This window comes from Pedobacter fastidiosus (assembly GCF_014306625.1).
Classification (GTDB): Bacteria; Bacteroidota; Bacteroidia; order Sphingobacteriales; family Sphingobacteriaceae; genus Pedobacter; species Pedobacter fastidiosus.
Genome location: NZ_JACRYL010000023.1, coordinates 18,414 through 43,487, shown reverse-complemented (window position 1 = coordinate 43,487; position 25,074 = coordinate 18,414). Strand labels below are relative to the sequence as shown.

General features: G+C 34.2%; 26 protein-coding genes and 1 pseudogene. 11 read left to right on the top strand and 16 right to left on the bottom strand.

Features of this window, described 5'->3' with window-relative positions; genetic code table 11:
* Positions 1 to 63: 63 nt before the first annotated feature.
* On the bottom strand, positions 64 to 294 hold the full coding sequence (locus H7U22_RS19575) for a hypothetical protein (protein ID WP_187073035.1): 231 nt from the start codon (positions 292 to 294) through the stop codon (positions 64 to 66).
* Positions 295 to 411: 117 nt separating this feature from the next.
* The gene (locus tag H7U22_RS19570) at positions 412 to 1,554 is read right to left on the bottom strand and encodes a TlpA disulfide reductase family protein (RefSeq protein WP_187073034.1); all 1,143 of its coding nucleotides are present in this window, start codon (positions 1,552 to 1,554) and stop codon (positions 412 to 414) included.
* Between the two features lie 365 nt (positions 1,555 to 1,919).
* Between H7U22_RS19570 and H7U22_RS19565 the strand changes: the two genes are divergently transcribed.
* From H7U22_RS19565 to H7U22_RS19550, 4 genes are all read left to right on the top strand, one after another.
* On the top strand, positions 1,920 to 3,020 hold the full coding sequence (locus tag H7U22_RS19565; RefSeq protein WP_187073033.1) for an SGNH/GDSL hydrolase family protein: 1,101 nt from the start codon (positions 1,920 to 1,922) through the stop codon (positions 3,018 to 3,020).
* Positions 3,021 to 3,111: 91 nt separating this feature from the next.
* The gene (locus H7U22_RS19560; protein WP_187073032.1) at positions 3,112 to 6,051 is read left to right on the top strand and encodes an ATP-binding protein; all 2,940 of its coding nucleotides are present in this window, start codon (positions 3,112 to 3,114) and stop codon (positions 6,049 to 6,051) included.
* A 124-nt stretch (positions 6,052 to 6,175) separates the two neighbouring features.
* Complete coding sequence (locus H7U22_RS19555) at positions 6,176 to 6,562, top strand: hypothetical protein (RefSeq protein WP_187073031.1); 387 nt, start codon at positions 6,176 to 6,178, stop codon at positions 6,560 to 6,562.
* Positions 6,563 to 6,581: 19 nt separating this feature from the next.
* Positions 6,582 to 7,535, top strand: coding sequence for a cytochrome-c peroxidase (locus H7U22_RS19550; protein WP_187073030.1), 954 nt, complete (start codon positions 6,582 to 6,584; stop codon positions 7,533 to 7,535).
* A gap of 15 nt (positions 7,536 to 7,550) precedes the next feature.
* On the opposite strand, the gene H7U22_RS19545 is transcribed toward H7U22_RS19550, so the two are convergent.
* From H7U22_RS19545 to H7U22_RS19510, 8 genes and pseudogenes are all read right to left on the bottom strand, one after another.
* Entirely contained in the window at positions 7,551 to 7,931 is a 381-nt protein-coding gene (locus tag H7U22_RS19545) for a VOC family protein (RefSeq protein ID WP_187073029.1), read from the bottom strand.
* Positions 7,932 to 8,119: 188 nt separating this feature from the next.
* Positions 8,120 to 8,590 carry a DinB family protein gene (locus tag H7U22_RS19540; protein ID WP_187073028.1) on the bottom strand — a complete coding sequence of 157 codons (471 nt, stop codon included), beginning with the start codon at positions 8,588 to 8,590 and terminating at the stop codon, positions 8,120 to 8,122.
* A gap of 56 nt (positions 8,591 to 8,646) precedes the next feature.
* Positions 8,647 to 9,621 (bottom strand): L-histidine N(alpha)-methyltransferase, encoded by a 975-nt coding sequence (locus H7U22_RS19535; protein ID WP_187073027.1) that lies wholly within the window; start codon positions 9,619 to 9,621, stop codon positions 8,647 to 8,649.
* An 8-nt stretch (positions 9,622 to 9,629) separates the two neighbouring features.
* Positions 9,630 to 10,778 carry an ergothioneine biosynthesis protein EgtB gene (gene egtB / locus H7U22_RS19530; RefSeq protein ID WP_187073026.1) on the bottom strand — a complete coding sequence of 383 codons (1,149 nt, stop codon included), beginning with the start codon at positions 10,776 to 10,778 and terminating at the stop codon, positions 9,630 to 9,632.
* A pseudogene (locus H7U22_RS19525) lies at positions 10,778 to 12,316 on the bottom strand (ABC transporter permease/substrate-binding protein). The gene egtB and the pseudogene H7U22_RS19525 overlap by 1 nt, the downstream one beginning before the upstream one ends.
* 25 nt (positions 12,317 to 12,341) lie before the next feature.
* The gene (locus tag H7U22_RS19520; protein ID WP_187073025.1) at positions 12,342 to 13,304 is read right to left on the bottom strand and encodes an ABC transporter ATP-binding protein; all 963 of its coding nucleotides are present in this window, start codon (positions 13,302 to 13,304) and stop codon (positions 12,342 to 12,344) included.
* Positions 13,305 to 13,311: 7 nt separating this feature from the next.
* Positions 13,312 to 14,697 (bottom strand): mercuric reductase, encoded by a 1,386-nt coding sequence (locus H7U22_RS19515; RefSeq protein ID WP_187073024.1) that lies wholly within the window; start codon positions 14,695 to 14,697, stop codon positions 13,312 to 13,314.
* A 143-nt stretch (positions 14,698 to 14,840) separates the two neighbouring features.
* Positions 14,841 to 15,245, bottom strand: coding sequence for a LytR/AlgR family response regulator transcription factor (locus H7U22_RS19510; protein WP_187073023.1), 405 nt, complete (start codon positions 15,243 to 15,245; stop codon positions 14,841 to 14,843).
* A 612-nt stretch (positions 15,246 to 15,857) separates the two neighbouring features.
* Between H7U22_RS19510 and H7U22_RS19505 the strand changes: the two genes are divergently transcribed.
* Together H7U22_RS19505 and H7U22_RS19500 are read left to right on the top strand one after the other, a co-directional pair.
* Positions 15,858 to 16,148: a hypothetical protein gene (locus H7U22_RS19505; protein ID WP_187073022.1), complete on the top strand. Its 291-nt coding sequence runs from the start codon at positions 15,858 to 15,860 to the stop codon at positions 16,146 to 16,148.
* Between the two features lie 128 nt (positions 16,149 to 16,276).
* Positions 16,277 to 16,474, top strand: a complete 198-nt coding sequence (locus H7U22_RS19500) for a cold-shock protein (protein WP_187073021.1) — start codon at positions 16,277 to 16,279, stop codon at positions 16,472 to 16,474.
* A 138-nt stretch (positions 16,475 to 16,612) separates the two neighbouring features.
* Here H7U22_RS19500 and H7U22_RS19495 read toward each other — a convergent pair whose 3' ends face one another.
* The 3 genes from H7U22_RS19495 to H7U22_RS19485 all read right to left on the bottom strand — a co-directional run bounded on the left by H7U22_RS19495 (position 16,613) and on the right by H7U22_RS19485 (position 18,468).
* Positions 16,613 to 16,792 (bottom strand): hypothetical protein, encoded by a 180-nt coding sequence (locus H7U22_RS19495; protein ID WP_187073020.1) that lies wholly within the window; start codon positions 16,790 to 16,792, stop codon positions 16,613 to 16,615.
* 215 nt (positions 16,793 to 17,007) lie between these two features.
* Positions 17,008 to 17,529: a sigma-70 family RNA polymerase sigma factor gene (locus H7U22_RS19490; RefSeq protein WP_187073019.1), complete on the bottom strand. Its 522-nt coding sequence runs from the start codon at positions 17,527 to 17,529 to the stop codon at positions 17,008 to 17,010.
* A gap of 321 nt (positions 17,530 to 17,850) precedes the next feature.
* Positions 17,851 to 18,468, bottom strand: coding sequence for a YciE/YciF ferroxidase family protein (locus H7U22_RS19485; RefSeq protein ID WP_187073018.1), 618 nt, complete (start codon positions 18,466 to 18,468; stop codon positions 17,851 to 17,853).
* A 369-nt stretch (positions 18,469 to 18,837) separates the two neighbouring features.
* Here H7U22_RS19485 and H7U22_RS19480 point away from each other — a divergent pair, with 369 nt between their 5' ends.
* From H7U22_RS19480 to H7U22_RS19465, 4 genes are all read left to right on the top strand, one after another.
* Positions 18,838 to 19,917, top strand: coding sequence for a PAS domain-containing sensor histidine kinase (locus H7U22_RS19480; RefSeq protein ID WP_187073017.1), 1,080 nt, complete (start codon positions 18,838 to 18,840; stop codon positions 19,915 to 19,917).
* Positions 19,918 to 19,956: 39 nt separating this feature from the next.
* Positions 19,957 to 20,607, top strand: a complete 651-nt coding sequence (locus tag H7U22_RS19475) for a response regulator (protein WP_187073016.1) — start codon at positions 19,957 to 19,959, stop codon at positions 20,605 to 20,607.
* A 130-nt stretch (positions 20,608 to 20,737) separates the two neighbouring features.
* Entirely contained in the window at positions 20,738 to 21,256 is a 519-nt protein-coding gene (locus tag H7U22_RS19470) for an RNA polymerase sigma factor (RefSeq protein WP_187073015.1), read from the top strand.
* A gap of 209 nt (positions 21,257 to 21,465) precedes the next feature.
* The gene (locus H7U22_RS19465) at positions 21,466 to 21,828 is read left to right on the top strand and encodes a response regulator transcription factor (protein WP_187073014.1); all 363 of its coding nucleotides are present in this window, start codon (positions 21,466 to 21,468) and stop codon (positions 21,826 to 21,828) included.
* Between the two features lie 10 nt (positions 21,829 to 21,838).
* On the opposite strand, the gene H7U22_RS19460 is transcribed toward H7U22_RS19465, so the two are convergent.
* The gene (locus tag H7U22_RS19460; RefSeq protein WP_187073013.1) at positions 21,839 to 22,237 is read right to left on the bottom strand and encodes a hypothetical protein; all 399 of its coding nucleotides are present in this window, start codon (positions 22,235 to 22,237) and stop codon (positions 21,839 to 21,841) included.
* A 122-nt stretch (positions 22,238 to 22,359) separates the two neighbouring features.
* Here H7U22_RS19460 and H7U22_RS19455 point away from each other — a divergent pair, with 122 nt between their 5' ends.
* Entirely contained in the window at positions 22,360 to 23,052 is a 693-nt protein-coding gene (locus tag H7U22_RS19455) for a DUF2461 domain-containing protein (RefSeq protein ID WP_187073012.1), read from the top strand.
* Between the two features lie 74 nt (positions 23,053 to 23,126).
* Here H7U22_RS19455 and H7U22_RS19450 read toward each other — a convergent pair whose 3' ends face one another.
* Together H7U22_RS19450 and H7U22_RS19445 are read right to left on the bottom strand one after the other, a co-directional pair.
* Positions 23,127 to 23,420 (bottom strand): putative quinol monooxygenase, encoded by a 294-nt coding sequence (locus tag H7U22_RS19450; protein WP_187073011.1) that lies wholly within the window; start codon positions 23,418 to 23,420, stop codon positions 23,127 to 23,129.
* A gap of 172 nt (positions 23,421 to 23,592) precedes the next feature.
* Entirely contained in the window at positions 23,593 to 25,074 is a 1,482-nt protein-coding gene (locus H7U22_RS19445; protein ID WP_187073010.1) for a redoxin domain-containing protein, read from the bottom strand.

Here is a 25,074-nt window from a genome sequence, read left to right as displayed (position 1 = left end):
AATGATTATTGATTTTTTGGAGAGAAATTGTAGCCAAAAAGATAGGTCAATTTAAATAGTAATTTACAGATTATTGACTTCAAAACCACGATAACTGAGCATCTCTGCATTATGAGAAACGATAAGTTTTAATCCCATTCTTTCTATAATTTGATTGGCTTCAACGATATTTCTGTGCAAATCATTTATGCCTCTAATTTCAATTCCCTTTGCCATCATTTTAAATTTGATGGGCTCAAATTTATTGATAAACTGTTGTAGATCTGAACTGATATTGGCTTTGATGTTTTCCATTGTAGAATTTTAAATTTCTTTGTGCAAAACAATGCAAAGCATTTAAACTTATCTGTGCATTCATGTTATCTTATTAATTATTCCACAATTTGTTAACTAAAGTGTAGCACTTTTTAGTTATTTATCTTTAAAAATTTCTTTCAGTTTTTTGTTCAACTCCGCTCCTCTTAAGTCACGAGCAATAATTTTACCTGAAGGATCAATTAAAAAACTTGCTGGGATTGATCTTACACCATAAACCTTAGCAGCGGCGTTATCCCACCCCTTCAAATCTGATACTTGAGGCCAAGTAAGCTTATCAGTTTCTATTGCCTTTAACCAAGCGTCTCTTTGTCCAGGAGAATCTAACGAAACCCCTAAAATTTGAAATCCTTTTGATTTATACATTTGATATGCAGCCACTACATTTGGATTTTCAGCTCTACATGGCCCGCACCAGCTGGCCCAGAAATCCAACAACAGATAGTTATTTTTAAAGTCTGATACCTTCACAATTTTCCCTTCTGCATTTTGCTGTTCAAAATTAGGTGCAATTTTGCCCACTTTCGCACGCTCTTGCGAGGCTACAAGTATAGGGATTCCCTTTGCCATTGGACTTTCCTTCAGTTTTGGAGAAAGTTTATCGTATGCAAGTTTTGTAGGTTCTGCCATTCCCGGTTGGGCTGCAATTTGCGATAAGCTAATTACGCTTAAATAAGAAGTAGGATGTTTTTTTGCAAAAGCCAAATGAATTTGAAAAGATTCATGCATAATCATTTGCTCCCGTTTAATAAAGCTATCTAAAACCAAACTATCCTTTTGGTTCTTCTCCGGCAAAGCCTCGTAAGATTTTCGCAGCGAAACAAATTTCTCGTCATTTTCCTTCAACATTAATCGCAATTCTTTATTAAGTGCATTGCCAGGAGATCCAGTAATTACGATCTTTTTTAAAGAATCAGTTGTTGCCATATTTATAGGACTATTTTCTAAATAGAACTTAAAATAATCCATGTTTTCACCTTTTGCTAGCTTGTTTACATATGGATTCTTATTTAAAAACAAAGAAGCAAATACAGGAAATTCTACTTTTCCGCTAAAATTAAAGCGACCATCTTTAACAAAGGCAGAATCTGTAATCTGCTTATTATTAGACTCATAAACCAAGTAAATTTTATTCCCGTTGATTAAACCGTTACCATTTCCATTAATTTTAAAGGTTTCTTGAGCTATAGAAAGTAAAGGGATAAGAAATAAGGATATGGAAAAGAAGTGCTTAATCATAGGGATTTACGTTTAGGTGTACTTGTAAATTTAAGCTTTGCAGATATTAAAGAAGTGTAATTATTAGGTTTGTTACAAACTTCAGTTTCTTTAAATTTTGATTTTAAGTTTTTTTATTTCCTGTACATAAGAACCAAGGCATCAAGCCTAAAACAGAGTTAGATCTAAAGCCGTGGTACGTGTCTCCACGCACCACCAAGAGAGAATAAGCAAGGCATTTTAATTAGGTTGATGCTCAAATAAAATATTATTTGATAAATCGGGAATATTAGAAATTACACTTTTCAAGCATTTTATGATATTTATTTGCAAGAAAAGCAGTAAGCATTTTTGTTTCTTTATTATTGATGGAAATAAGAATAATTATGAAATCTTTTATCCTCTTGTTAACCATTTTGTTTTTGGGCGAAATTGGTCAGGCTCAAGAAAAACAAAATATAATTGATACGCTTTATGCTTCACAATTAAAACCTTTTGGCCGTACATTGTTAAATAAGCAACAGGAATTGGAACTTATCAGCTCTGCTGTACATTTTGGTTTTAAATTTGAAGGTGATCAATGCACTATTTTCGCTTCTGTTAAAGATCAAGGAGCGCATAATTATATCCAGTACGAATTGGATGGGGTTTATCAAAAAAGAATCCGTATTAATGGAAATTTAAAGGAGCCAATCGTTATTAAAACTTCAGGAAAAGGCGAACACACGGTTTGGATTTATAAAGCTACCGAAGCACATACAGGACCCATAATTATTTCAAAAATCGTGGCCAGTCATGTTAAAGCAGAATCGGTAATTAAAGCCCCATTAATCGAATTTATTGGCAATAGCATTACTTGTGGCGCAGCATCAGATACTTCTGAAGTAGCTTGTGGAAAAGGAGAATATCAAGATCAACATAATGCATACATGGCTTATGGACCAAGAGTTGCACGAGCGCTAGGCGTAAATTATATTATGAGTAGTGTAAGTGGTATTGGCATTTATCGCACTTGGAATATGGAAGGGCTATCAATGCCTCAAGTTTATGAAAACATAGATTTCCAGCTCAACAACCCAGTTAAATGGAATTTTAAAACTTATACACCACAAATTGTAAGCATTGCTTTAGGAACAAATGATTTGAGTAATGGAGATGGAAAATCGCCAAGAAAACCTTTCGACGAAAAAATTTTTACCGATAATTTTGTAAACTTTATTAAACTCGTAAAGCAGAAATATCCAAAGGCTCGAATTGCATTGTTAAGCAGTCCGATGATATCAGGCACATCAAGAGAAGTTTTACAAAAATGCTTATTGACTATAAAATCAAAGGTTAATAATTTATATCCAAATGATAAATCAGTTGAAACTTTTTTCTTTCCTTTAATGCAAGCGCATGGTTGTACAGGTCATCCAAGTGTGGCAGATCATTTAATTCTTGCCGAACAACTTAAACCATTCTATCAAAAGTTGTTAAAAAACTAAAATTAACTCACTTAAATTCAGAATTTTAAACACTAAAGCATCAAATTTATTTAATATTTTATAGATTAGAGGAAATAACATCCGCTCTGTTATGCGCCTTAAATCTTCAAATTTTCTTGGCTTAATAAAAGATGTCTTTTTGGGTGTTTTCGCCGTGCTTTTGTTTTGCTGTGGTTCGGTATGTGCGCAAACCTTACCTGTTCATTTATCTTCAGACAGTTTAAAAAACAAAAAATCAGAGTTTGGGCTGACGAATAAAAATTGGAAGTTTAATTCTGGATCCAATTCAAATTGGAAAAATCCTCTTTTTTCGGATAGTCTATGGAAATCTGTTAATCCACGATTCGGAGATTTAAACATTATACCAAATTGGAAAGGCACCGGTTGGTTTAGATTGTGGATTACGGTAGATAGCGCATTAACAAAAAACACACTTGGCCTAAGAATTAACCATGATGGCGCATCTGAAATTTACATAGATGGAAAATTTAAAGGTGGGTTTGGCAAAATTGGCACTTCTGAAAAAAATATGCAAAGGGAAAGAGCGCCATTTGAAGTAATTCCTTTCCAAATTGAGGATACAAAACCACATCTAATAGCTATCCATTACAGCAATTATCAGCCTATATTTCCAGATTTTTCCGGTTTCCAAATCTGGGCTGGCGATTATAAAAAAATGCATGTAGCTAATGAAGAAAGTAAAACACTTTTTAACTATATGTTTTTAAGTGTAGCTGCGCAATTAGCATTGGGCTTGCTCCATCTTTTTCTTTTCTTATTTTATCCCAAAAACAAACTTAATTTATATTATTTCTTTTTTTCCGTTTTCTTCGCGGCCACAAGTTGGGCAGTAAGTATTTACAATGTCACCTCTAATCCTGTAATTCAATACGCATCCAATCCCATATTCTTTTTAAGTTGCATTTTAGGTACAACAACAGCGTGGATTCTTTTGTACAAAACAGCAAATGCTAAAATCCCTAAATGGAAAGGAATAACCATCGGAATCATCACCCTTTTGTACTGTTTAAAATATTCAATCTTCCCACTGAACAATTCACAGGATGGTTTCAGTATTATTTTTTTAATCATAATGGCTGATGGAATTTGGAAATTATTCCGAGCGATTAAGAAAAGACAATCTCATGTATGGATTGTTGGATTGGGCATGGTTTTGATTGTTTTATTTTACTTTTTCGTGGGCGCAGATGTTTTCAAACTTTGGGGAAATTACCCACTAAGGTGCTTTGTAATGAGCTTGGGCATATTATCTTTTCCTTTCTGTTATTCAATTTATTTGGCGTTAGATTTTGCAACAACAAATTTCAATTTATCTAAAAGGCTAATCGAAGTAGAAGAACTTTCTACCAAAGCCATTGCTCAGGAACAAGACAAACTGGAACTGATTACCCAACAAGCAGAAAAATTGGAAGTTACGGTAAGCGAAAGAACGGCAGAAGTGAGAAGACAAGCCGATAAACTTAGGGAAATGGATGCTGTAAAATCTAGATTCTTTATTAACCTGACGCACGAATTTAGAACGCCATTAACATTAATTTTAGGCCCGGTTAAACAGCTTTTAAATAGCACACAAGATAAACAACTCACTAATTACGGAGATACAATTCAAAGAAATGCAGAGCGATTACTGAATTTAATTAACCAACTTTTAGACCTCAGCAAATTAGAAGCTGGAAAAATGGAACTCAGTAATAGTCCAACTGAAGTAATTGGTTTGCTTAAGCGTAATTTTTTATCGTTCGAATCGCTGGCTTCGCAAAAAGGAATTAAGCTTGATTTTCAATCTGCATTTGATCAAATAGAAATTTTAATCGATATAGATAAGCTAGAAAGGATTTTATATAATCTAATTTCAAATGCCATAAAATTTACCGGAGCTGGTGGATTGGTTTTGCTCGAAATTAGCCAAGGAAAAAATAACGAGGTTTCGAGCATCTCTATAAATGTAACCGATACCGGCATTGGGATTCCAGATAAAAAAATTCCATACATCTTTGATCGCTTTTATCAGGTTGATTCTTCGGATACGCGAGCGAATGAAGGTACAGGGATTGGTTTGGCCATTACAAAAGAACTTGTTGAACTGATGGGTGGTAAGCTTTTTCTATACAGTAAAGAAAACGAAGGAACAGATATTCAAGTTCAATTACCAATTCAAATTTCAAAAGGAGCAACGATACAAAAAGTCAAAATACTACCGGAAATTTCACATCAAACGGAACTTAGCTTGCCTGTTGTACCAGCAAATGAAGAAAAAGATCTTCCTTTAGTTTTAGTTATTGAAGATAATGTAGAACTCCGCAATTATATTTCTGAATTGATTTCTACTAAATATCGCCTCATTACGGCTAGCAACGGCCAAGAAGGTATCAATCAGGCTATTGAAAACATTCCAGATTTGGTAGTTACCGATTTAATGATGCCGATTATGGATGGTTATCAAGTTTGCAATACGTTAAAACAAGATGCTAAAACCAGCCACATTCCGGTGATTATTCTTACCGCAAAAGCAGATACCGAGAGCCGGATTACGGGCTTTGAAACCCGAGCCGATGCTTATCTCAGCAAACCATTCGATCAGAGAGAATTATTGGCTGTTATCGAAAATCTGATCACGTTGCGGATTCAGCTTCGAGAAAAATTTAGTATTGGTCATATTTGGTTAACTGATACTTCCGATTTACCATCTATGGAACAAGTTTTTCTGAACAAGGTAAGAAAAGTTGTAGAACTGCATTTAGATGATGAGCAGTTTAGTGTAGAAAAACTAGGTGACGAAATTGGACTTAGCCGAACACAATTGCACCGTAAATTAACAGGACTACTTAATCAAAGTCCTGGAGATTTAATTCGTTTAATCCGTTTACAGCGAGCCTACGAATTACTTAAAAACAGAACAGGAACCGTATCAGAAATCTCTTACATGGTGGGTTATGGAAACCCTAAAAATTTTTCAACCAGCTTCTCCAAACATTTTGGTTTTTCACCCTCCGAAGCTGTAAATCATTAAATTTTCCTTCAATTAAACGAATTATGCAACGTTTTAAGATGATGTTGCAACATCAGCAAACTCTTTTCATTTCTCCATTATCTTACTTTGTGGTGTAATTAATTTAACCTAAAATTTAAACACCATGAAAAAATTAGTATTCTTCAGCCTGATTGTTGTTGCCCTATGCAGTTTCAAATTTTATGATGAACCCAATCCTTTATTGGGAAAATGGGAATGGAAAAAAGTGTATAAAAAAGGGCCAATGGCAATAATGCTCCTTTTTAGAAATAACGGAACTTATGATGGCTTTGCAAATCAAAAATCGTTTGTTACCGGAACTTACAGATTAAAAAAGGATACTCTTTATATTTCTGATCCTATTTGTAATTCCAAATATGAAGGCACTTATAAAATGACCATGTATGGTGCTCAAGATTCGGTACGATTTGATGTAATAGCCGATACCTGCAAAGGTAGAGTTGAGGGCGCTAATGCTACTGTTTATAAAAAAATAAAAGCAGTAAAATAATTAAGCTAAGAACTAGGTTATGAGAAAGTTTTATTGCTTACTTGTGCTGTGTGCATTTGTAATTATTGGAGCACAATTTGCCTTTACCAAGCCTGAACCAAAAAATGCCGTAGAGCTTGGTAAATTGCTCTTTTCTGATCCAATTTTGTCGGGAACCAGAAAAATTAGTTGCGCCTCTTGCCATAAAGAAGAATTTGCCTTTGCAGATACTTCGGCTGTTAGCCTTGGTGTACACAATCGAAAAGGGATTAGAAACACGCCATCATCCATGAATTTGAGTATGCAAGCAAGTTTCTTTTGGGATGGCAGAGCTTCTACGCTAGAAAAACAAGCACTCATCCCAATTGCAAATCCTATAGAAATGGATTTACCTATTGCCATTGCAGTTAAACGCTTGCAATTAAACACTTTCTATCGCAAGGCTTTTCAAAATGTATTTCATGAAATGCCTAATCAAAACAACCTTGCTTCTGCCCTAGCAGAATTTCAGCGGACGTTAGAAACCACGGATTCGCCTTTTGATGATTGGCGGATGAATGATAACGAAGATGCTGTAAGTGCTTCGGCAAAGCGTGGCTTTATTCTATTTAATGGTAAAGGCAATTGTGTACAATGCCATTTTGGTCCTGATTTTAATAATGTAGAATTTAGAACGATTGGTTTATACGATGGAAAAAAACTCTTGGATAGTGGTAGAGCAGGCATCACCAAAAAACCGGCAGATTTGGGTAAATTTAAAATCGGACCACTTAGAAATATCGCATTAACTGCGCCATACATGCATAATGGAATGTTTAAAACCTTAAGGGAAGTAATTAATTATTATAACGATCCCGAAAAAATAGTTCCAAATCCAGTTACGAGAGATTCTCTATTATCAAAACCCTTAAACCTTACGGAAACTGAAAAAGATGACCTGGAAAATTTCCTCCGTACGCTTACCGATAAAAGATTTGCAGCTAAACGGCAATAAGAAAATTAAAGAAGTTTATGACTTTAAAACTGAAAAAATGTTGCCTGCAGGATCTTTAAACCAAGCAATTGAAGGTCCGCCATTATTTCTGGAAATTCCCTTTTCATCTGTCTTTAAATACTCCTCATCATATATTTCAAATTGGACACCCTTTTTAATTAATTCATCAACCGCTTGATCAATATCTTCTACAGGGAAATTAAGCACTGTAAAAGTTGCAGGTGTATGATTTGGTTTTGGATAAACCATCACTTTACTCGAGTTGGGGAAATGAATCTCAATAATCCCCATCGGATTATCTACAACCTCTAAACCCAAAACATCTTTATAAAATTCTTTTGCCTTTGATAGATCATTTACAGAAAATGAGCTAAATACTTCTTTGCTATTTAACATGATTTTAGACCGTTTTCTAGTACTCTGTCATTCCGAATGCAGTGAAAAATCCATAGCGCTTTTCCCACAACAATGCTGACAGTTACTATTCTTGTTTTAAATAATCAATTATTGTTATGATAAATTTAGTTAGAATGTAAGAAAATATTAGGGTGGCTATGCGCCAAACTTAGGGGTTGATTAAGACTTTAACTTTTCCAAGCTCCCAATAATCGCCTAATTACAATAATTTCGGCAATGTGATAAGCGTTATGATCAGCAACTTGAAAGGCTTCTCTCAAAATGGTTTGTCCATCGCCATGCGGAATTGGCTCAAAAAGATCTTCAGATTCTATTATTTTGATGAATTTTTTTAGGTCATCATCAATCTGTTTAACGGTCGCTTCCCAAGTTTCTTTATCTTTTGGTGCGGTTTCTTTCGGCCAATATTCATCGGGCCATTTAGGCGATTTATGGTTTGCATCCTTACTAAACTCAAGCATATCCCACTGGGCAATTTTAATATGATCTGTTAACTGCCAAATACTGTAAGGCAGGTTATGTGGTTTTTCACCCAGCAATTCAAAAGGTAAATCTGCAAGGGCATCTTTTAAACCTACATGCGCAGTACCACCAATTAAAAGTTTTTTCAGTTCGGTTATTAATATTTCTTTTTCCATGAGTTAAATCCTATTTACATTTAGTAACAAACAGATCTGCTTTCGGTTTACCGGATTTAATTAATCGTCCAAACGGAGTCTACAAAATAGCTTTTATCATCAAAAAAGTTGGTAAGCAATTTAAAGCCCGAAGATTTTGCAAGATGATCGATTTCTTTCAACGAATATTTCTGAGAGATTTCCATAAAAATATACTCGTTTTCTCCAAAGCTGATGGCTTCAGTTTCACCGATTTTTACCTGTTGATTTTTAAGACTAATCAGGTAACTTTTGCAGGCACCAGATTCTGGATCATAGAATGCATAGTGTTCAAAATTTTCCAGATTGAAGTTTCCATCTAGTTCCTTATTTATTCTTTGGAGAAGATTTAAATTAAAGGAACGTGTTATGCCTTCCTGATCATTATATGCGGAGAGAATTTGTTGTGGATTTTTCTTTAAATCGAAACCGACAATTAACATATCATTTTCTGAAAGTACATTTTTCAATTCAATGCAAAAATTACGAGCATCTTCCACATTCATGTTGCCAATATTTGCGCCCATAAATAATACTACTTTTCTCCTTTTGGATAGTTCTGTTGCCCGTTTAAGCATTTCAAAGTAGTCTCCATTTAATCCTTGCATACTCAATTCAGGAAGTTTCAAGGGAAGATTTTGCTCTAAATCTGAAATTACGTGTTCAGAAATATCGATGGGAAAATAGGTAAAATCATGCTTTTGATCGATTAATTCTTTCAATAGATGAATGGATTTTGTGGCATCGCCAGCACCAAGCTCAATCAAATCAAAAGCATCTCCCTGGGCAGAAATCACCTGCACAAGTTCGCTGGTTTGGTTGGAAAGAATATCCATTTCTGCATCGGTTAGGTAATATTCCTCCATATTCATAATCTGCTGGAAGATGTAATCGCCTTTTTCATCGTAGAAATATTTGGAATGCATAAACTTTGGTTCGGCTTTTAAACCGATTAACGTTTCTTCCAAAAATTGTATTTTGTTTGTTGTTGTTTCAGTAGTAATCGTGCTCATAAATTTGATTATTTAACCAGGCGAATGCCCGTAAACTGCCATCTTAAATTTGGGTGAAAAAAATTGCGGTAAGTAACGCGACTGTGATTTTCTGGTGTGGCGATAGATGCACCTCGCAATACCTTCTGATTAACCATAAATTTTCCATTGTACTCACCGATTGCTCCCGGTGCCTTACTAAAACCTGGATATGGTAAATATGCGCTTTCCGTCCACTCCCATCGCTGCCCCCAATTAAAGTGTTCTGCAGCAATTTCCCATTCAAATTCTGTTGGTAATCTCATGCCTTTCCAGCTCGCAAAAGCATAAGCTTCGTAATAACTAATGTGACTTAAAGCTAGATTTTTATCTAAAACTTTTAAACCAGCAAACGTATAATTAAACCACCCACCATCAATTAAATGCCAATACATTGGTGCAGAAATGCTGTTTGTTTTTACCCAATCCCAACCCTCGGCATGCCAATAATTAAAATTTTGATAGCCACCAGCATTTATAAATTCTAAATATTCGGCGTTATTAACTAAAGCTGTGCTGATGGAAAATTCGTTTAAGTAAACTTTATGTCGATTGAGTTCGTTATCAAAATGAAAGTCATCGCCCTGATAACCAATTTCATAAACCCCTTCTTCAATAGTCACAAAATCATTTTCATTTCTTATCGAAGAATCTTCTTTCCAATGATCATCATAAGCAGGAAAAAGAGGATTGTTTCCTAAAATGTATTTAATATCTGTAATTAAAAGTTCTTGGTGTTGCTGTTCGTGGTTAAAACCGAGGGTGATCAATTCTTTTAGCTCGCCATCAATTGGCTGAGCTAAAAATTTCACCATTGCTTCATCAACATAAGCCCTGTATTTGTAAATATCAGCCACGCTCGGTCGACTTAAATTTCCTCTATCCGTTCTAATTACACGGTTGCCAACAGTTTCATAATAGCTATTGAAAACGTAATTGTAATTCTCATCAAATTCTTGATAACCTGTAACATTTGGTTTTAGAACAAATGTTTCGAAAAACCAAGTGGTGTGACCCAAATGCCATTTCGGCGGACTAACATCCGCAATCGGCTGAACCACATAATCTTCGGTAGCTAATGGCGCACAAATTTTTTCGGAATATTTCCTAATCTGAGTATAGTGTTCTGCCAGATTCATTAATTTTTATCTAGATAATTTGTTAAGTCTGTTATGGTATTAACATTTAGTGCTTTTGATTGTTTTTGCCTCATCATAAGCGCATAAGAATTGTTAAATCCTATGGGCTTTAACCACTTTATTTTGAATTTGTTTTCGAATTCTTTGCTAACATAATTATAGGTTCGATCCTTATCATGCGCAATCTCTTTCGAAAGCTTTGGATTAGGCTGTTAAAGCACTAAAAGTCCTGTTCCGGTATATTCTGGATAAAAATCTATTTGATCATTTACCAGCGCATCGAAGCAGATTTTTGTTCCACCTAAACCGGTTTTCGTCGAAACATTATAATCCGTATTTCCCTTAATCAACATGCTATACATTTCGGCGAGAATATATTGTTCTCCAAAAATTTTCGAGCCAATTCTTACGGTACCATTTTGGCCATTTCTCGAATCCTTATATAACTTATTCTTAACTAAAAAATCTTTTGCAACCCGTTCTGGCGCCTGATGAAGATAATCTGTTCGATAATTTAAATCCGTCATAATGGAATCGGTAATTTTCCCCGACAAGAGATTCAGCACTTTTTCTAACTCAGGAAATTTCTCTAAAGATGTTTCTCTAACAATCGGCGCAGCATAATATGGAGGAAAAATCCCCTTATCATCTTTCAGAATTTTAAGATCAAAAGCCTTCAACCTTCCATCTGTAGAATATCCACTAATTACATCAAGTTCTTTGGAATAGGCCGCTTTGTACATTACGGCATCACTAATCACAATCGTATGAATTTTAAGTCCATATTCAGATTTCAAACCCAAATCGCCATCCTGCCTGCCCATAAATTCGGGTGTAAAGCCTGCAGTGAGTCTAGAACTGTAAGCCGATGGCAAAATATAAAATCCACTCAAAACAATAATCAGAACGGGAAATACATACAGTACTTTTCTCAATTTTTTAAAATCCATTTTTTGGATGATTGATAAAAGGAAATCCAAAATGACGGCCAATAAAGCGGCTGGAATTGCGCCTGCCAAAATCATATTGGTATTATTGAGTGAGATGCCTCCGAAAATAAATTCGCCTAATCCACCTGCAGCAATATATGATGCTAAGGTAGCCACGCCCACATTAATTACAGTTGCAGTACGAATCCCTGCAAGAATAACTGGCATGGCCAAAGGCAATTCTACTTTTAAAAGGATTTGCATTTTACTCATTCCTAGCGCTCTTGCTGATTCAATAATATGCCGATCAATCCCAATAATGCCCGTGTAGGTATTTCTAATAATTGGCAGTAAAGCATAAATTAACAGCGCTACAATTGCCGGTTTTGCACCAATCCCCAAAACGGGAATCATAAACCCCAATAATGCAATGCTGGGAACAGTTTGTAATATGCCTGCTAAGCCCAAAATACCGGTTGAGAGTTTTCGCTTTCGAGCAATTAAAATTCCCAAAGGAAGACCGATTGCAATGGCAAAAAGTAAAGAAATAAATGTTAAACCGAGATGCTGTAAGGTCTGGTTCAGCAGTTTATCCGATTGCTCAGACATAAAACCCCATAAAGTTTGCTGTTGCTCATTCATGGTGATGATTGTATTTGTATTGATTAAATGCCTGGGTTAACTGTTGAAAATCAACCGATTTCTGTTCTTTATTTGTATTGGAAACTCGAATTCTGCCATTGGAAGTTGATCTAATATTTTCCATCGCATTCCAAATATTTGAAGATGCATCTAAAGGTTTTTCCCCATTTGAAATTTGATCTGCTGGCAGAAAACCCCAAAGATCTTGGAGCGTAATCACTTTAAATTCAAGCGCCAAACGTTGCCCATCAAGAAATTTTCTTGCAAAATCATTTGTAGGATTATAAAGTAAATCTTTCGGGGTTCCGATTTGGATAATTTCGCCTTTATCCATTAGGCAAATGCGATCTGCCAATTCAAAAGCTTCCTGAACATCATGCGTTACCATTACAATTGTTTTCCGTTTTAATTCTTCTAAAGCTTTAAATTCTGCTTGAATGCTCGATCGAGTTACATTATCAAGCGCCCCAAAAGGTTCATCCATTAAGAGCACAGCAGGATCTGTAACCAATGCTCTAGCCAAACCCACCCGTTGTTGTTGTCCGCCACTTAATTCGTGCGGAAACATTTTTAAACAATTATTTGGCAAATGAAGTTTTTCAATTAATTCGGCAATCCTTTGATGGGTTTTCTCTTTATCCCATTTCAATAATTTGGGTACAACTGCTATATTTTCAGCAATATTGTAATGCGGAAAAAGACCAATATTTTGCATTACGTAACCAATTCCACGGCGAAGAATTTCAGGATTTTGATTGGTTATATCTTTTCCGTTGATGATAATTTCTCCAGCATCTGGTTCTATTAATCGGTTGATCATTTTAAGCGTAGTTGTTTTGCCACAACCACTGGTGCCAAGCAAAACCAAATTCTCCTTCTCGTTAACCTTAAAAGAAATTTGATCTACCGCCTGTGTATTTCCAAAACTTTTACTAACGCTTTTTAATTCAATCATTGTTGATCTAATCTTCGATTTTCATGAATAAATTATTCAATGATTCGGAATAAGTTGGGTGCGCAAAAACACAATATCTAATCCGATCATACGTAATCCCGCCCTCCATCGCCATTTCGAGCACCGACATAATTTCGCCACCTTCTGATGCAAGAATGGATGCGCCAAGAATTTTTTTAGTGTCGGCATCCACAATAGCCTTCATCATCCCCAAAGTTTCATTTGTTTCGATACCTCTTGCCACTTGCGACATTGGAATTTTGGCTACTTTATAATTTAATCCTTTTTCTTTTGCTTCATTTTCCGATAAACCAATCCGTCCTAATTGTGGGTCGGTAAACATACAATATGGCACTGGCCGATCAGAAATGGTGTAATTCGTATTTTCGATTAAGTTACGATAAACAATTGTGTAATCGTTATAGGCAATGTGCGTAAATGCGGGGCCACCCTTTACATCCCCCAAAGCGAAAACCCCTTTAACATTGGTCTCCAATTTTTCGTTTACCAAAACATTTCCCTTTTTATCGGTTTTTATTCCTGCGATTTCTAAACCTAATTTTTCAGTTTGTGGCGTTCTTCCCGTAGCGATCAATATGTGGCTACATTCTATTTTTTTATTTTGGTTGCCAGCTTTAACATCTAAAATAAGTTGATTTTTCTGTTTTTTAATAATCCTTACAATTTGGGTTTCTGTAAGAATATCTATCTCTTCACCCTTAAAAATTTCACTAATCTCGTTAGAAATGTCTTCATCCTCTCGTCCCATAATGCGCTTAGATTTTTCTAGAATAGTAACCTTACTTCCGAAACGGCGAAACATTTGTCCAAATTCTAACCCAATATAATTACCACCAACAACCACCAAATGTTTGGGTATTTCTTCCAAATCAAGAATGGTTGTTGATGTTAAATAATCTACTTCTAAAAGTCCGTCTAGATCTGGAATAGTTGTTTTGGCACCTGTATCTATAAAAATCCAATCGGCCGTTAATTTCTCTTCAATGCCATCGCTAGCCAAAACAGTTAATTCTTTTGGTGCTGAAAATCTGGCTTCACCGAAAATTATTTTAAGCCCTTTTGTTGACTCTAAACCTTTCTGCGCAGACGATCGAAAAGATTCGACGATTCCATCCTTTCGGCTTTTTATTTTTTTGAGGTTAACTTTTATATCATGGATTTCGATCCCCAGTTCATTTGCCCTTTTAGCTTGGTAAACAGCTCTTGCAGAAGCAACCATTGCTTTAGTTGGGGTACAACCAACATTTATGCAAGTTCCGCCGATATGTTTTTTTTCAATTATTGCTGTTTTCTTTCCGGCTAGAGCGAGTTTTTTAGCGAGCGGAACGCCTGCCTGCCCTGAACCAATAATGATGGCATCAAAATGTTTCATATTTTGTTGTATTTAAATACCCGGAAATTAATTTGGAAAAATCGGGAACAGAAATATAACAGGAATACAATGGCAATGTTTGAAGCCAATAATTTTTATATTGAGATTTGCCTATTAATATTAGGTAAATAAATCTCGTAGAATTATTTAACTGGTTTTCTAGACTGCTTTTTATCCTTAATTATAATCTCGTTGATGGCATTTAAAAAATCAGGAAAAAGAACAGGCTTAACAAGGTATTTATCGCAATCAACTGAAAAAGCATCGAGCGCATATTCTTTATAGCTGGTTACAAATATTAAAAATTTCACTTTATTTCGAAGAACTTTAGCCACATCGATTCCCGAAATATCCATCCTAATATCAAGAAAAAGGAAATCAATTAAGTCATTTTCAGATATTTGACTAAGTGCCTGTAATGGATCCGTAAAAGCATGGATGGTTTCGATCTTAGAAATTTTTGAAATATAGTTTTTAAGAATATCAACGGTCATGCGGTCATCATCGATGATTGCGCATCTATATTTTGGTAAAGTAGAGGTTTTCATTTAGCTAGTTATGCGCCATTAATAGCAAACTACGAGCCAAAAACCTGAAAACAACTTTTAAGAATGCTAACTTACTTAAATAGAGAAACTTGGAATAAAAAATAAAAAGCGTTATTGATTAATATGGATTAAAGAGTTGTGGAAATTGCTTTTAGTTTGGGGTTTGAATACGCATTTTACCCCAATAATTTTTCAAAAAACACATCTGCGTCGCATCTTATATAATTTTTGATTGCTTATAAAGCTATATTAAAAGAAAGATGAAATTGAATCACACTTGATGGATTTCATAATTTTAAAATCAATAAAAACAGATTATCCCTAAAAAAGAAATCCCGGCTCAAAAAGGCAGGGATTTCGTGCTTTTATGGTGTGCCTGCCCAACGCGGATCTCCCGCTCACAGGACTTTTTTATCTCTATTTTATATTCAACAATTTAGGATTTTATTAGTTTGGTTTTACACAATAATTATTAACAATCTGTTAGTAACTAACATTTTGAAGTTTTTTGCCAAATAATCTTCAATTGCGTATTCATTTTAGCCATTATATTCCATTTAGCTATAAAATTTATATCATCTCCGTAATTTTGGGGCAGAAAAAGTTTGAGCTATGAATATAACATTCCGTCTCACTCGTGAAAAGGCTGATTTATTAGATAATATTCTTAGAGCGTTTGGAGAAGAGAAAATAATAAGTACCAAAAGAGTATTAAAGTTATGTAGAGGAAGTGAGGAATTGACAATTGAATATATAACATTGCTTGTAAACCTTAATTTAATAAAAAGGATTGGTAATATTGAGGGAAAAATACTTCCACGTAGATTAGCTAAGCTGCCAAATGCAGAAGATCTATTGCTGATTGGTGGTTTTTCTGAGATTCAAAAAATCGATGAATATTAGAAATCTATAAGTAATCAAAAATTTAATCACCCGGAAATATAGAATAATCTATTTATGGGATAGCTACATCTATTGTTTTGTTAAAACAATCCTATTTTTTTTATGTTTAGATTCTAAATCAGTATGAAATGAAGCTAGGCACCGTAAAATTTTACGATAAAGAGAAAGGTTTTGGATTTATAACATCATCAAATGGTGGATATGAATTAAGAGTTTATGCGCACGGCGTAATTGATACTATAGAATCAAATAATATTGTTCAGTTTGATGTTGAACAAACAAAATTGGGCGTAGAAGCTGTTAAAGTTACTGTGCTTAGCGCATAAAAATTCAGCAATCTATTTTTTGTTCAGTTTATTCAAACCTAAATAATTGAAAATGTAATAATTAATTTTATTGCTACTATTTCAGGATTGAAATCGATATAGAAAATGACAGAGGCAGGCTTAAAAACCTGCCTTTTTTTATTTTAAAATTAAAATGGTTCCAGAATTCTTAAGCCTGAAATAATATTGATGGCTATCTCTGTGCTTAAGAACCTCAATTTCTTCTACAAAACCTGTTTTTCCGTATTCATCTTGTACTTTATCTCCAACTCTGATCGATTCCAGTTCTTTGATGGAGCTGCTGTGTTTAATAATCATGAGAAAATAATTTAAGAGTTTGCAATGGATATCTTAAATACGTAACAGATTTTAAATCAGATTTTTATTTAAAAAAAAGTGAATAGTTTTAAAACAGACATGATATAAGGCAGTGATAGAGGCACATATATTTAAACTAAAACATGATATGACTTGAAATACTGAAGTGTTCAGGTTATAATTCATAGTTGAGATTTAAGGCCTCAACGGAAAACCTATCCAACTTGATCAGATTTAGCGTATGTTTTTAAATATTTTTTAAGCATCTCTCTAGCCACGTGGATTCTGGTTTTCACTGTGCCAAGCGGAATCTGCAGCTCATCTGCAATTTCGTGATACTTAAATCCTTCAAAATATTTTATAAATGGGATACTGTAAACTTCTGGAAGATGATTTAATGCTTTCTGAATATCATCAACAATCATTTTACTGATTGATCCATTTTTTTCAGAGCTGTACATTAAATTCATGGATGAAATATCTTCCTCCTGCGTAATTAGGGTTTTCGATTTAACAGTTTTGCGATAATTGTTTATGAAAGTGTTTTTCATAATTACAAATAACCAACCTTTAAAGTTGGTACCTTCCTCAAAATTATTGTAAAAACGAATGGCTTTAAGCATCGTATCTTGTACCAAATCATTAGCATCTTCTACATCTTTTGTGAAGTTTAATGCATGCATTTTCAATGAGGTGGAATGGCTTTTAACCATGTTATTGAATTCAATCTGAGTCATTTTGCTATAGGTTAAGAGAGATATTAATTTTTTAACAAATGTTATACCATCATCTTAAAAGCCACATTGTACGAAATACGCGTTTTTTTACTATAAAGTTATTTTTAAAGAAACTCAGCGACATTTATTTTTTTTTGTAAAAAAGCAGATAGGTAAATATTAGGTATAAATACGTAATGTTTAAACACCATTTCGATAAAAATGTTTGAAATTTCGGACAGCCAACCGAACGATTATGCTTGCCAATTTTCGACTTAACTTGGAGCGGATTTTTAAAATGTACGGAAGAAGTATTAATTCTTCCGTACCTACAAGGTTTTATTATTCTGCTGCAGCGCTTTGATTTACATAACCCTCTGCAATTTCTGTTAAAGCAACATCTGTAGCTTTTTCATTCTCAAGAGTTTGGCCTAACAATTCTGCTATTTCGGTATGGCCCATGTTTTCGGCGAAAACCTTTAGCGTTCCGTAAGTTGCAATTTCGTAGTGCTCAACTTTTTGTGCAGCTAATATTAATCCAGCATCGCGAACCATCGTTCCTTTATCTGTTTCTTCGATTATCCCGTCTGCTTCTTCAAGTAATCCAGCCATAGCATCACATTTCTTTGCGACTGCTTTTTCTTCCAATAATGAAAAAATTTGCTCCAATGTATCAATGTGGCTTTGAGTTTCTGCGGTGTGCTTTTCAAAGGCATCTGCCAATTCGGTACTCGTTGCAGCCTTTTTCATTTTTGGCAAAGCCTTAGATAAATGCTTTTCTGCCCAATAGATATCCTTCAGTTCATCAACAAAAAATTCGTGGAATTCTGAATCTTCCATTTTTCCAGTTTTGTTTTGTGGCTTAGCTGTCGATTTTGCAGTAGGTTTTGTGCTCGCTTTAGTAGCGGGTGTTTTAGTTGCCGAGGTTTTAACTTCAGCCTTTTTCGTTGTAGTTGCCATAGTAATTTTTTAAAGATGTACTTAAACAACCATCCGTTTTTTGAAAAAGTTTGAAGTATTTTTGAGAAACTGTAGAAGCAAAAAGTCAAAACGATATAGTTAAATTTAAAATTTAAATGCATTTCAAATTATGCGAAATCACTATCGTTTTGCTAATTTTAACAATTGATCATAGGCTTAATATAGTCGATTATACCCCATATTATTTATTCCACAGCCATCCAAATCTCATCCGATCCACATGTTTTTTATAAACCTAAAAAGAATTTTATTTTCATTTAAATTGTTAAAACCTTTTTAAAAAATTACTGTTGTGGTTGGGTTAGTATTTATTGCAAAATAAAATTAATTTAACCAAAACAAATAAACATGTCTGAATTAAACAACGAACTCTTTTGTAAACTGGGAGAACTTTCTAATGATGGATATTTTATTTACGAAGTATCTTCAAATAAGTTCGAATACCTTAATCAATCAATTTCCAGCATTTGGGAAATCGATGTAAAAAGTATTAAAGAAAACCCAGAAATTCTTTTAGAAAAAATCCATCCAGAAGATATTGAGCACGTTCAAGCGTGCTACGAGGAATGTTTGATCGATGGCCAATCTAAAAAGTACGAATTTCGTTTGATGCACGAAATCAACCGCGAAAAATATGTTCGATTAATTGTTTCGCCAATTAAAGAGGCAGATATAATGTATTTGATTGGTACAGTAGAAGATACCACGGTAATGCGCCACAATAAAATACACATCGAGCAGATTAATGCCCGTAAAAACATTACCTTAGAAGTATTGGCGCACGATCTTAAAGAACCACTCGGAATGATGAGCTTGGCTGCATCTTCCATGGAGGATGGAATAGCCCAAACCGGCAATCGTTATATGATAAATTCGCTTGAATTTATTAAAGATATGTGCGCTAGAAACCTCCTCTTGGTTAGGAGCATGATTAATAAAGAGTTTTTAAAATCGGCAGAAGTAGAAATTGGGAAAGAGCGGGCCGATTTAGTTTGGGAGCTTAGAGATGTTGTTCGGTTTTACAAAAGATCTGGCTTAAGTGATACAAAAAGGTTTAGCTTTACAACATCATCAGATAAAATTTATATAAATGTTGATAGCATGAAATTTCTTCAGGTTATCAATAATCTCATTTCAAATTCTTTAAAATTTACCGATGAGAACGGTTTTATAAAAGTTCATATCGAAGATCAACCAAATTCGGTAATTATCTCTGTTGAAGATAACGGAATCGGGATTCCGGAGGCCATGCAGCATGGTCTTTTTGATCGAATTCCTGAAACATTAAGACCTGGCTTAAAAGGTGAGGAAAGTGGAGGTTTTGGCATGAGCATTATCAAAGCAATTGTAGATTTACACAAGGGTAAAATTTGGTTTAAGAGTAAAGTTGGTATCGGAACCACCTTTTACATCGAGTTACCGAAGTAGTGATTTTAATTTTTACAAATCCGTAATTAAATTTGGGTTATGATTAAAATTATCCTAGTGGATGACCACCACATTATACGTACTTCTTTACACGCACTTTTAGAGAAATATGAAGGCATAAAAGTAGTAGCAGAAGTAGAAAACGGCTTGGAGGTTTTAAGACTTTTTGAACAAGGAATTGAAGCGGATATTATTTTATCGGATGTAGTAATGCCAGAGATGGATGGCCTAAGTTTAATTACGGCATTAAAGGAAAAGGGAATTGCTACAAAAGTGGTTTTGCTCTCTGTTTTAGAGGAAGACAAGTATGCTTCAAATGCCTTTGTTTCAGGCGCTTTTGGTTACCTAACTAAAAACGTAGAAGCCGATGAATTGTTGTTTTGTTTACAACACGTAATGAAGGGAAAACGCTATTTATCCTCTAATTTGTGTATTTCTATCTTAGAAAGATTCAACAAATTTTTAGGCAAATTATCCGAAAGTCCCAGTCACCATATCGAATTTTCTGAACGTGAAATTAACGTTTTAAAGCTAATTGCTGATGGATTAACCAACCAAGAAATTGCCGACCAGTTATACCTAAGTAGGCGCACGGTAGAGAGTCAAAGAGAAGCACTCATTAATAAAACGGGAACCAAAAACTCGGTTTCACTCATCCGATTCGCCATGAGAAATGGTTACATTCAGTAGAAATTAATTGATAATACCCGCTTTTTTACCCTTTTTTAGCCCTTAAAAAATATTCAGTAAAAAAACGGGTATTTTCCCGCTAACCAAATTCTGCTCGCTTTTGTTAGGTATTCAATCAATCGATCTACCTATGGAAAGCTTAAACTTTAACTGTGACATTTACCAATACAAACAGCCGCTTTTAGATCGTGCTTTCGCCTACACCAGAGATGAAGATGATGCGGCAGATTTAGTGCAAGATACCTTTATGAAGGCTTTCCGTTTTTCAGCAAAATTCGAATTGGGAAGCAATGTAAGGGCTTGGCTTTTTACCATTCTTAAAAACACCTTTTTAAACCATTATCATAAAGTTAAACGCAAAAATGAAATGGTTACCCAAGGTGATGAACTTACTTCGGTACAGCTCTTCCAAAGTGCTACATCAAATAGCGGTACAAATAAGTTTATGATGGAAGACATTCAGAAAGCACTGTCTTGCTTGCCAGAAGATTGCAGATATTGCTTCACCCGTTATTTTGAAGGCTATAAATACCACGAAATTGCCGATGAAATGAATATTCCTCTGGGTACTGTAAAAACTAAAATTCACGTTTCCAGACATCTTTTGAAAAAGATGCTTAAAAATTATAACGTCGGAGTAAATATCTAATTACGATTTAGAAAATGGTATTCAAAATACCTCGCTTATTTTACTTTCTGTTGTACTTGAATATATTTATTAAATCATGGTACATTGGTTTACACATAAGCAAAGCAATATATCCTTCAAAATCTAACGAGTTTCATAATTAATTTAAGTATTAATTCGGGTATAAATACTTGAATCATGATTTGTGCATATTTATAGATTTGTAATTCATGCAAAAGCGCTCAAAAAAGATTCTCGTTATTGATGATGAAGAAAGTATACATGATATTATTTCATTAATTTTTGAAGAGTATAACTACGCCGTTCAAGGAATTTCGAATTCGATAGATCTTCAAGAAAAGGTTTTAGCTTATAATCCAAATCTTATCCTTTTGGATATCTATCTTGGCGAGACAGATGGTCGCTTAATTTGTAAATCTCTAAAAGAGTCTTCTCAAACCGCCCACATTCCAATTATACTCTTATCGGCAGCCACATTAAAGTTAGAACAGCTTGATTGCGAGCCCGATGATTTTATAGAAAAGCCATTTGAAATTAGCGAGTTGGTAAATAAGGTAGAAGCCTTAATTTAACTGATTAACGTTAATCAAGTATCTCTTCAACATCCTTATATTCAAAATCACTATAAGGATTGTTAGTGATTTTTGAAATCACCAAATGTTTAAGCTCCGAACCTTTGTAACCTTTCCCCTCTTTTTTCTTAATATTTTCTAGTTTGCCCCAATAATTTACCAATACCAATGTTTTGGCTTCAAAGTCTTCCCCTTTAATGATGATATCCACATATTCTTTATCCTTAATTTTTTGATATCCATTAAATATATAGGTCAACTCTTGATTTGAGGTTTTATTAATCTGCCTACTCAACTCAGTTTTATAGGGTTCTGATTGTGGCTTATTTAAAGAAAAAACTGAATTCTGTTCTCCAGTATTTTTGCAAGAAACCAGAATGAAGATTGTGAATAATTGGAGCGTTTTCATTTTATCGGAGATTTAGAAATAAATATAACGAATTTTTGCTTTCTGGTGATAAATTGAGTTAGAGCAACTCATATTTTTTCTTCAAATTGCGGTGATTATTATATCGAAAATCTATTAAAAATATGCCAAAAGCTTTACCTATTATTTCATCATCAAATCTAGATTTTTTAAAACTGCTTAAGAAAAATAACAACCGAGAATGGTTCAATGCAAATAAAGACAGGTTTATTGAGGAGCAAAGTGCCATTGTTTTATTTGCAGATGCGCTTCTTGCAGAACTCAATCTTCACGATGTTATAGAAACGCTTTCGGGAAAGAAAAGCTTACATCGAATTTACAAAGATTCTCGGTTTTCGTTAGATAAGACACCCTATAAAATCAATTGGAGTGGAAACTTCACTCGAGCATCTAAATCAAGAAGAGGTGGTTATGTATTTCACATAGAGCCTGGAAATACTTATTTTGGAGGAGGCTTTCAGAATCCAAATCCTAAGGATTTAAAATTGATTAGAGATGATATTGGCTTTGATGATTCACCTTTAAGAAACATTCTAATGGATGAAAAATTTATTGCTTCATTCGGCTCCCTTAGAGGTGAGCAGGTAAAGACTGCACCAAAAGGATTTGACATCAACCACGAAGCCATAGATTTATTAAGATATAAGCAATTTAAGGTTTTAAGAAAATTTACGGATGATGAGGTATTGCAACCAGATTTTGTAAAAATAGCTGGACAAACTTATAGAGAAATGCGCCCATTTTTTGATTATATGACTGAGGTTTTAATCACCGATCATAACGGACTTAATCTTTAAATCCGAAATGGTTGTAAAGAATTTTAAATTAACTTATGGCTCTTCGATTCGTAAATTGAAGAGCCATCAGAATATTATTTAATAGCCAATAAACTTACTTTCTCTATAACAGGATCTTTGGCCAATAAATCTGAAGCATTAGCCATTAAGGCTTCAGCAATCTTTCCGGCAAGGTGTGCTTCCCTACCCGCTTCGGTTTCAAATGTATCGAAAATCCCAAAGGTAGATTCGCCGATTTGAAGTGCATACCATCTTATGGTATCTGGTTCATCTTGAGCCAAAGGCAATGCACTTTTCAAGAAATTTAGCACATCATTTTCTTTACCGGGCTTTGCTTCAACACGAGCAAGTAATGCAAATTTTTCCATGATAAATATTTTAATATTGATTTATATAAACTGACTATCTGTAAAGTCATTCCTACTTTAAACATGAAAAAAGTGATTTTGTTAGTTGTAGAATACAATAAAAATGCCTCAAAATTAATTTGAGGCATTTCATATAATATTTAGAATGTAAAGGCACTTTAAACGTTGTTTGCTAGCCTTTCTTCGCCATATCGATCATCATAGAGATTTCATCCACAGCGGCTTCATTGCTTCCGTCAAATCCCATCAAGCTAAATCTAATGTTTCCGGCTGGATCAATTACAAATTTGGATGGAATGCCATTTACTTTATAATCGGTAACTACTTTGTTTATTTTCGTCACAGGATCTTTAGTATCCATTAAAACTTTAAAAGTATATTTTTGAGATTTTATATAATCATCTGCATCTTTTACAGGAGTTGCGGTTTTCTCCCAAGTGTGGATAAATAAAAATTTAACATTGGCATCTTGTTTATATTTATTAACAGCCATTTGCATTGCAGGAAAAGAGGCTTTGCAAGGTCCACACCAAGTTGCCCAAAAATCTAAGATTACAACTTTACCTTTTAAGCTACTTAAGGATACTTTCTTCCCATCCAAATCTGTCAAGGTAAAATCTGAAGCCGTTTTTTTAATCATTTCTTTGGTTAACTTTTGCTGTAGATTTGCAATAATACCTTTTCTAATTTCCGCAGCATATTGATCAAAGCCAGCATTACTTCCTTTAACTTTAACATATAATTTCTTAAATGTTTCGCTCATTTCATCATTCGCCTTTCCAGATTTTACTGCTTCCTCAAGTCTAACATAAGCTTCATCATTTCGGTTTAAAGCCATTAAGATTTTGGCATATTGAAAATTAGATTTTGGTGAAGCTGTTGAGGGATTTTTGTTTGCTAAATCTGCATATTTAAGCGCTTCATCATATTTTTTTTGCTCATAAAGAATCCCAGCGTATGTCATTGTTAAGCCCGGGTAACCCGATGCAGCAAATTTGGATGAATTTTCATTAGGTAATTTTCCATCATAATATTCTTTTGCGCTTTCCATCGCTTTTTTATAATAGATAGAAGCATTGTTTAAATCACCTGTAGAATAAAAAGCTTGAGCTACACCACCGTATCCATTACCTTTCCAAAAATCAACCTGTAGTTTTTCTATGTATTCTAGTGCTTTGGCTGTATTTTTATCTTTCGCATAATCGGTTGCAATAGAGCTTACAACGTAATCGTAAACTATTAAATCATCCCCAAAGTTAGCAGGTGGAAATTTTTTAAGCCAGGCTTTGTAAGCATTTTCTTTCGCTAAAGCGGTTTTCTGAATATAAATTTCATCTGTTGCAACTTTACTTCTAGCTCGAGAGCCCAAAGGAAATTTCTGCACTTCAACATCCAATAAAGAATCAGTTGCTTTTTGATTCTTCAGCTTATAAAAATAATTAATAGCTAGATCTACATCTTTTTCACTATTTGATGCACCAAGCGTTTTAAGTTTTTTATTTAAAAGGGTTTTGTCTTCAGCATTTGTTGAAGCGATTAATTTATCAAGATAAATTTTTGTGCTGTCGCTTGTAACAGACTGTGCTTTTAAACCACTAACTGTAAAAGCGGTTACACAAAAAAGTAATCCCGTAAGTTTATTTAATACTTTCAT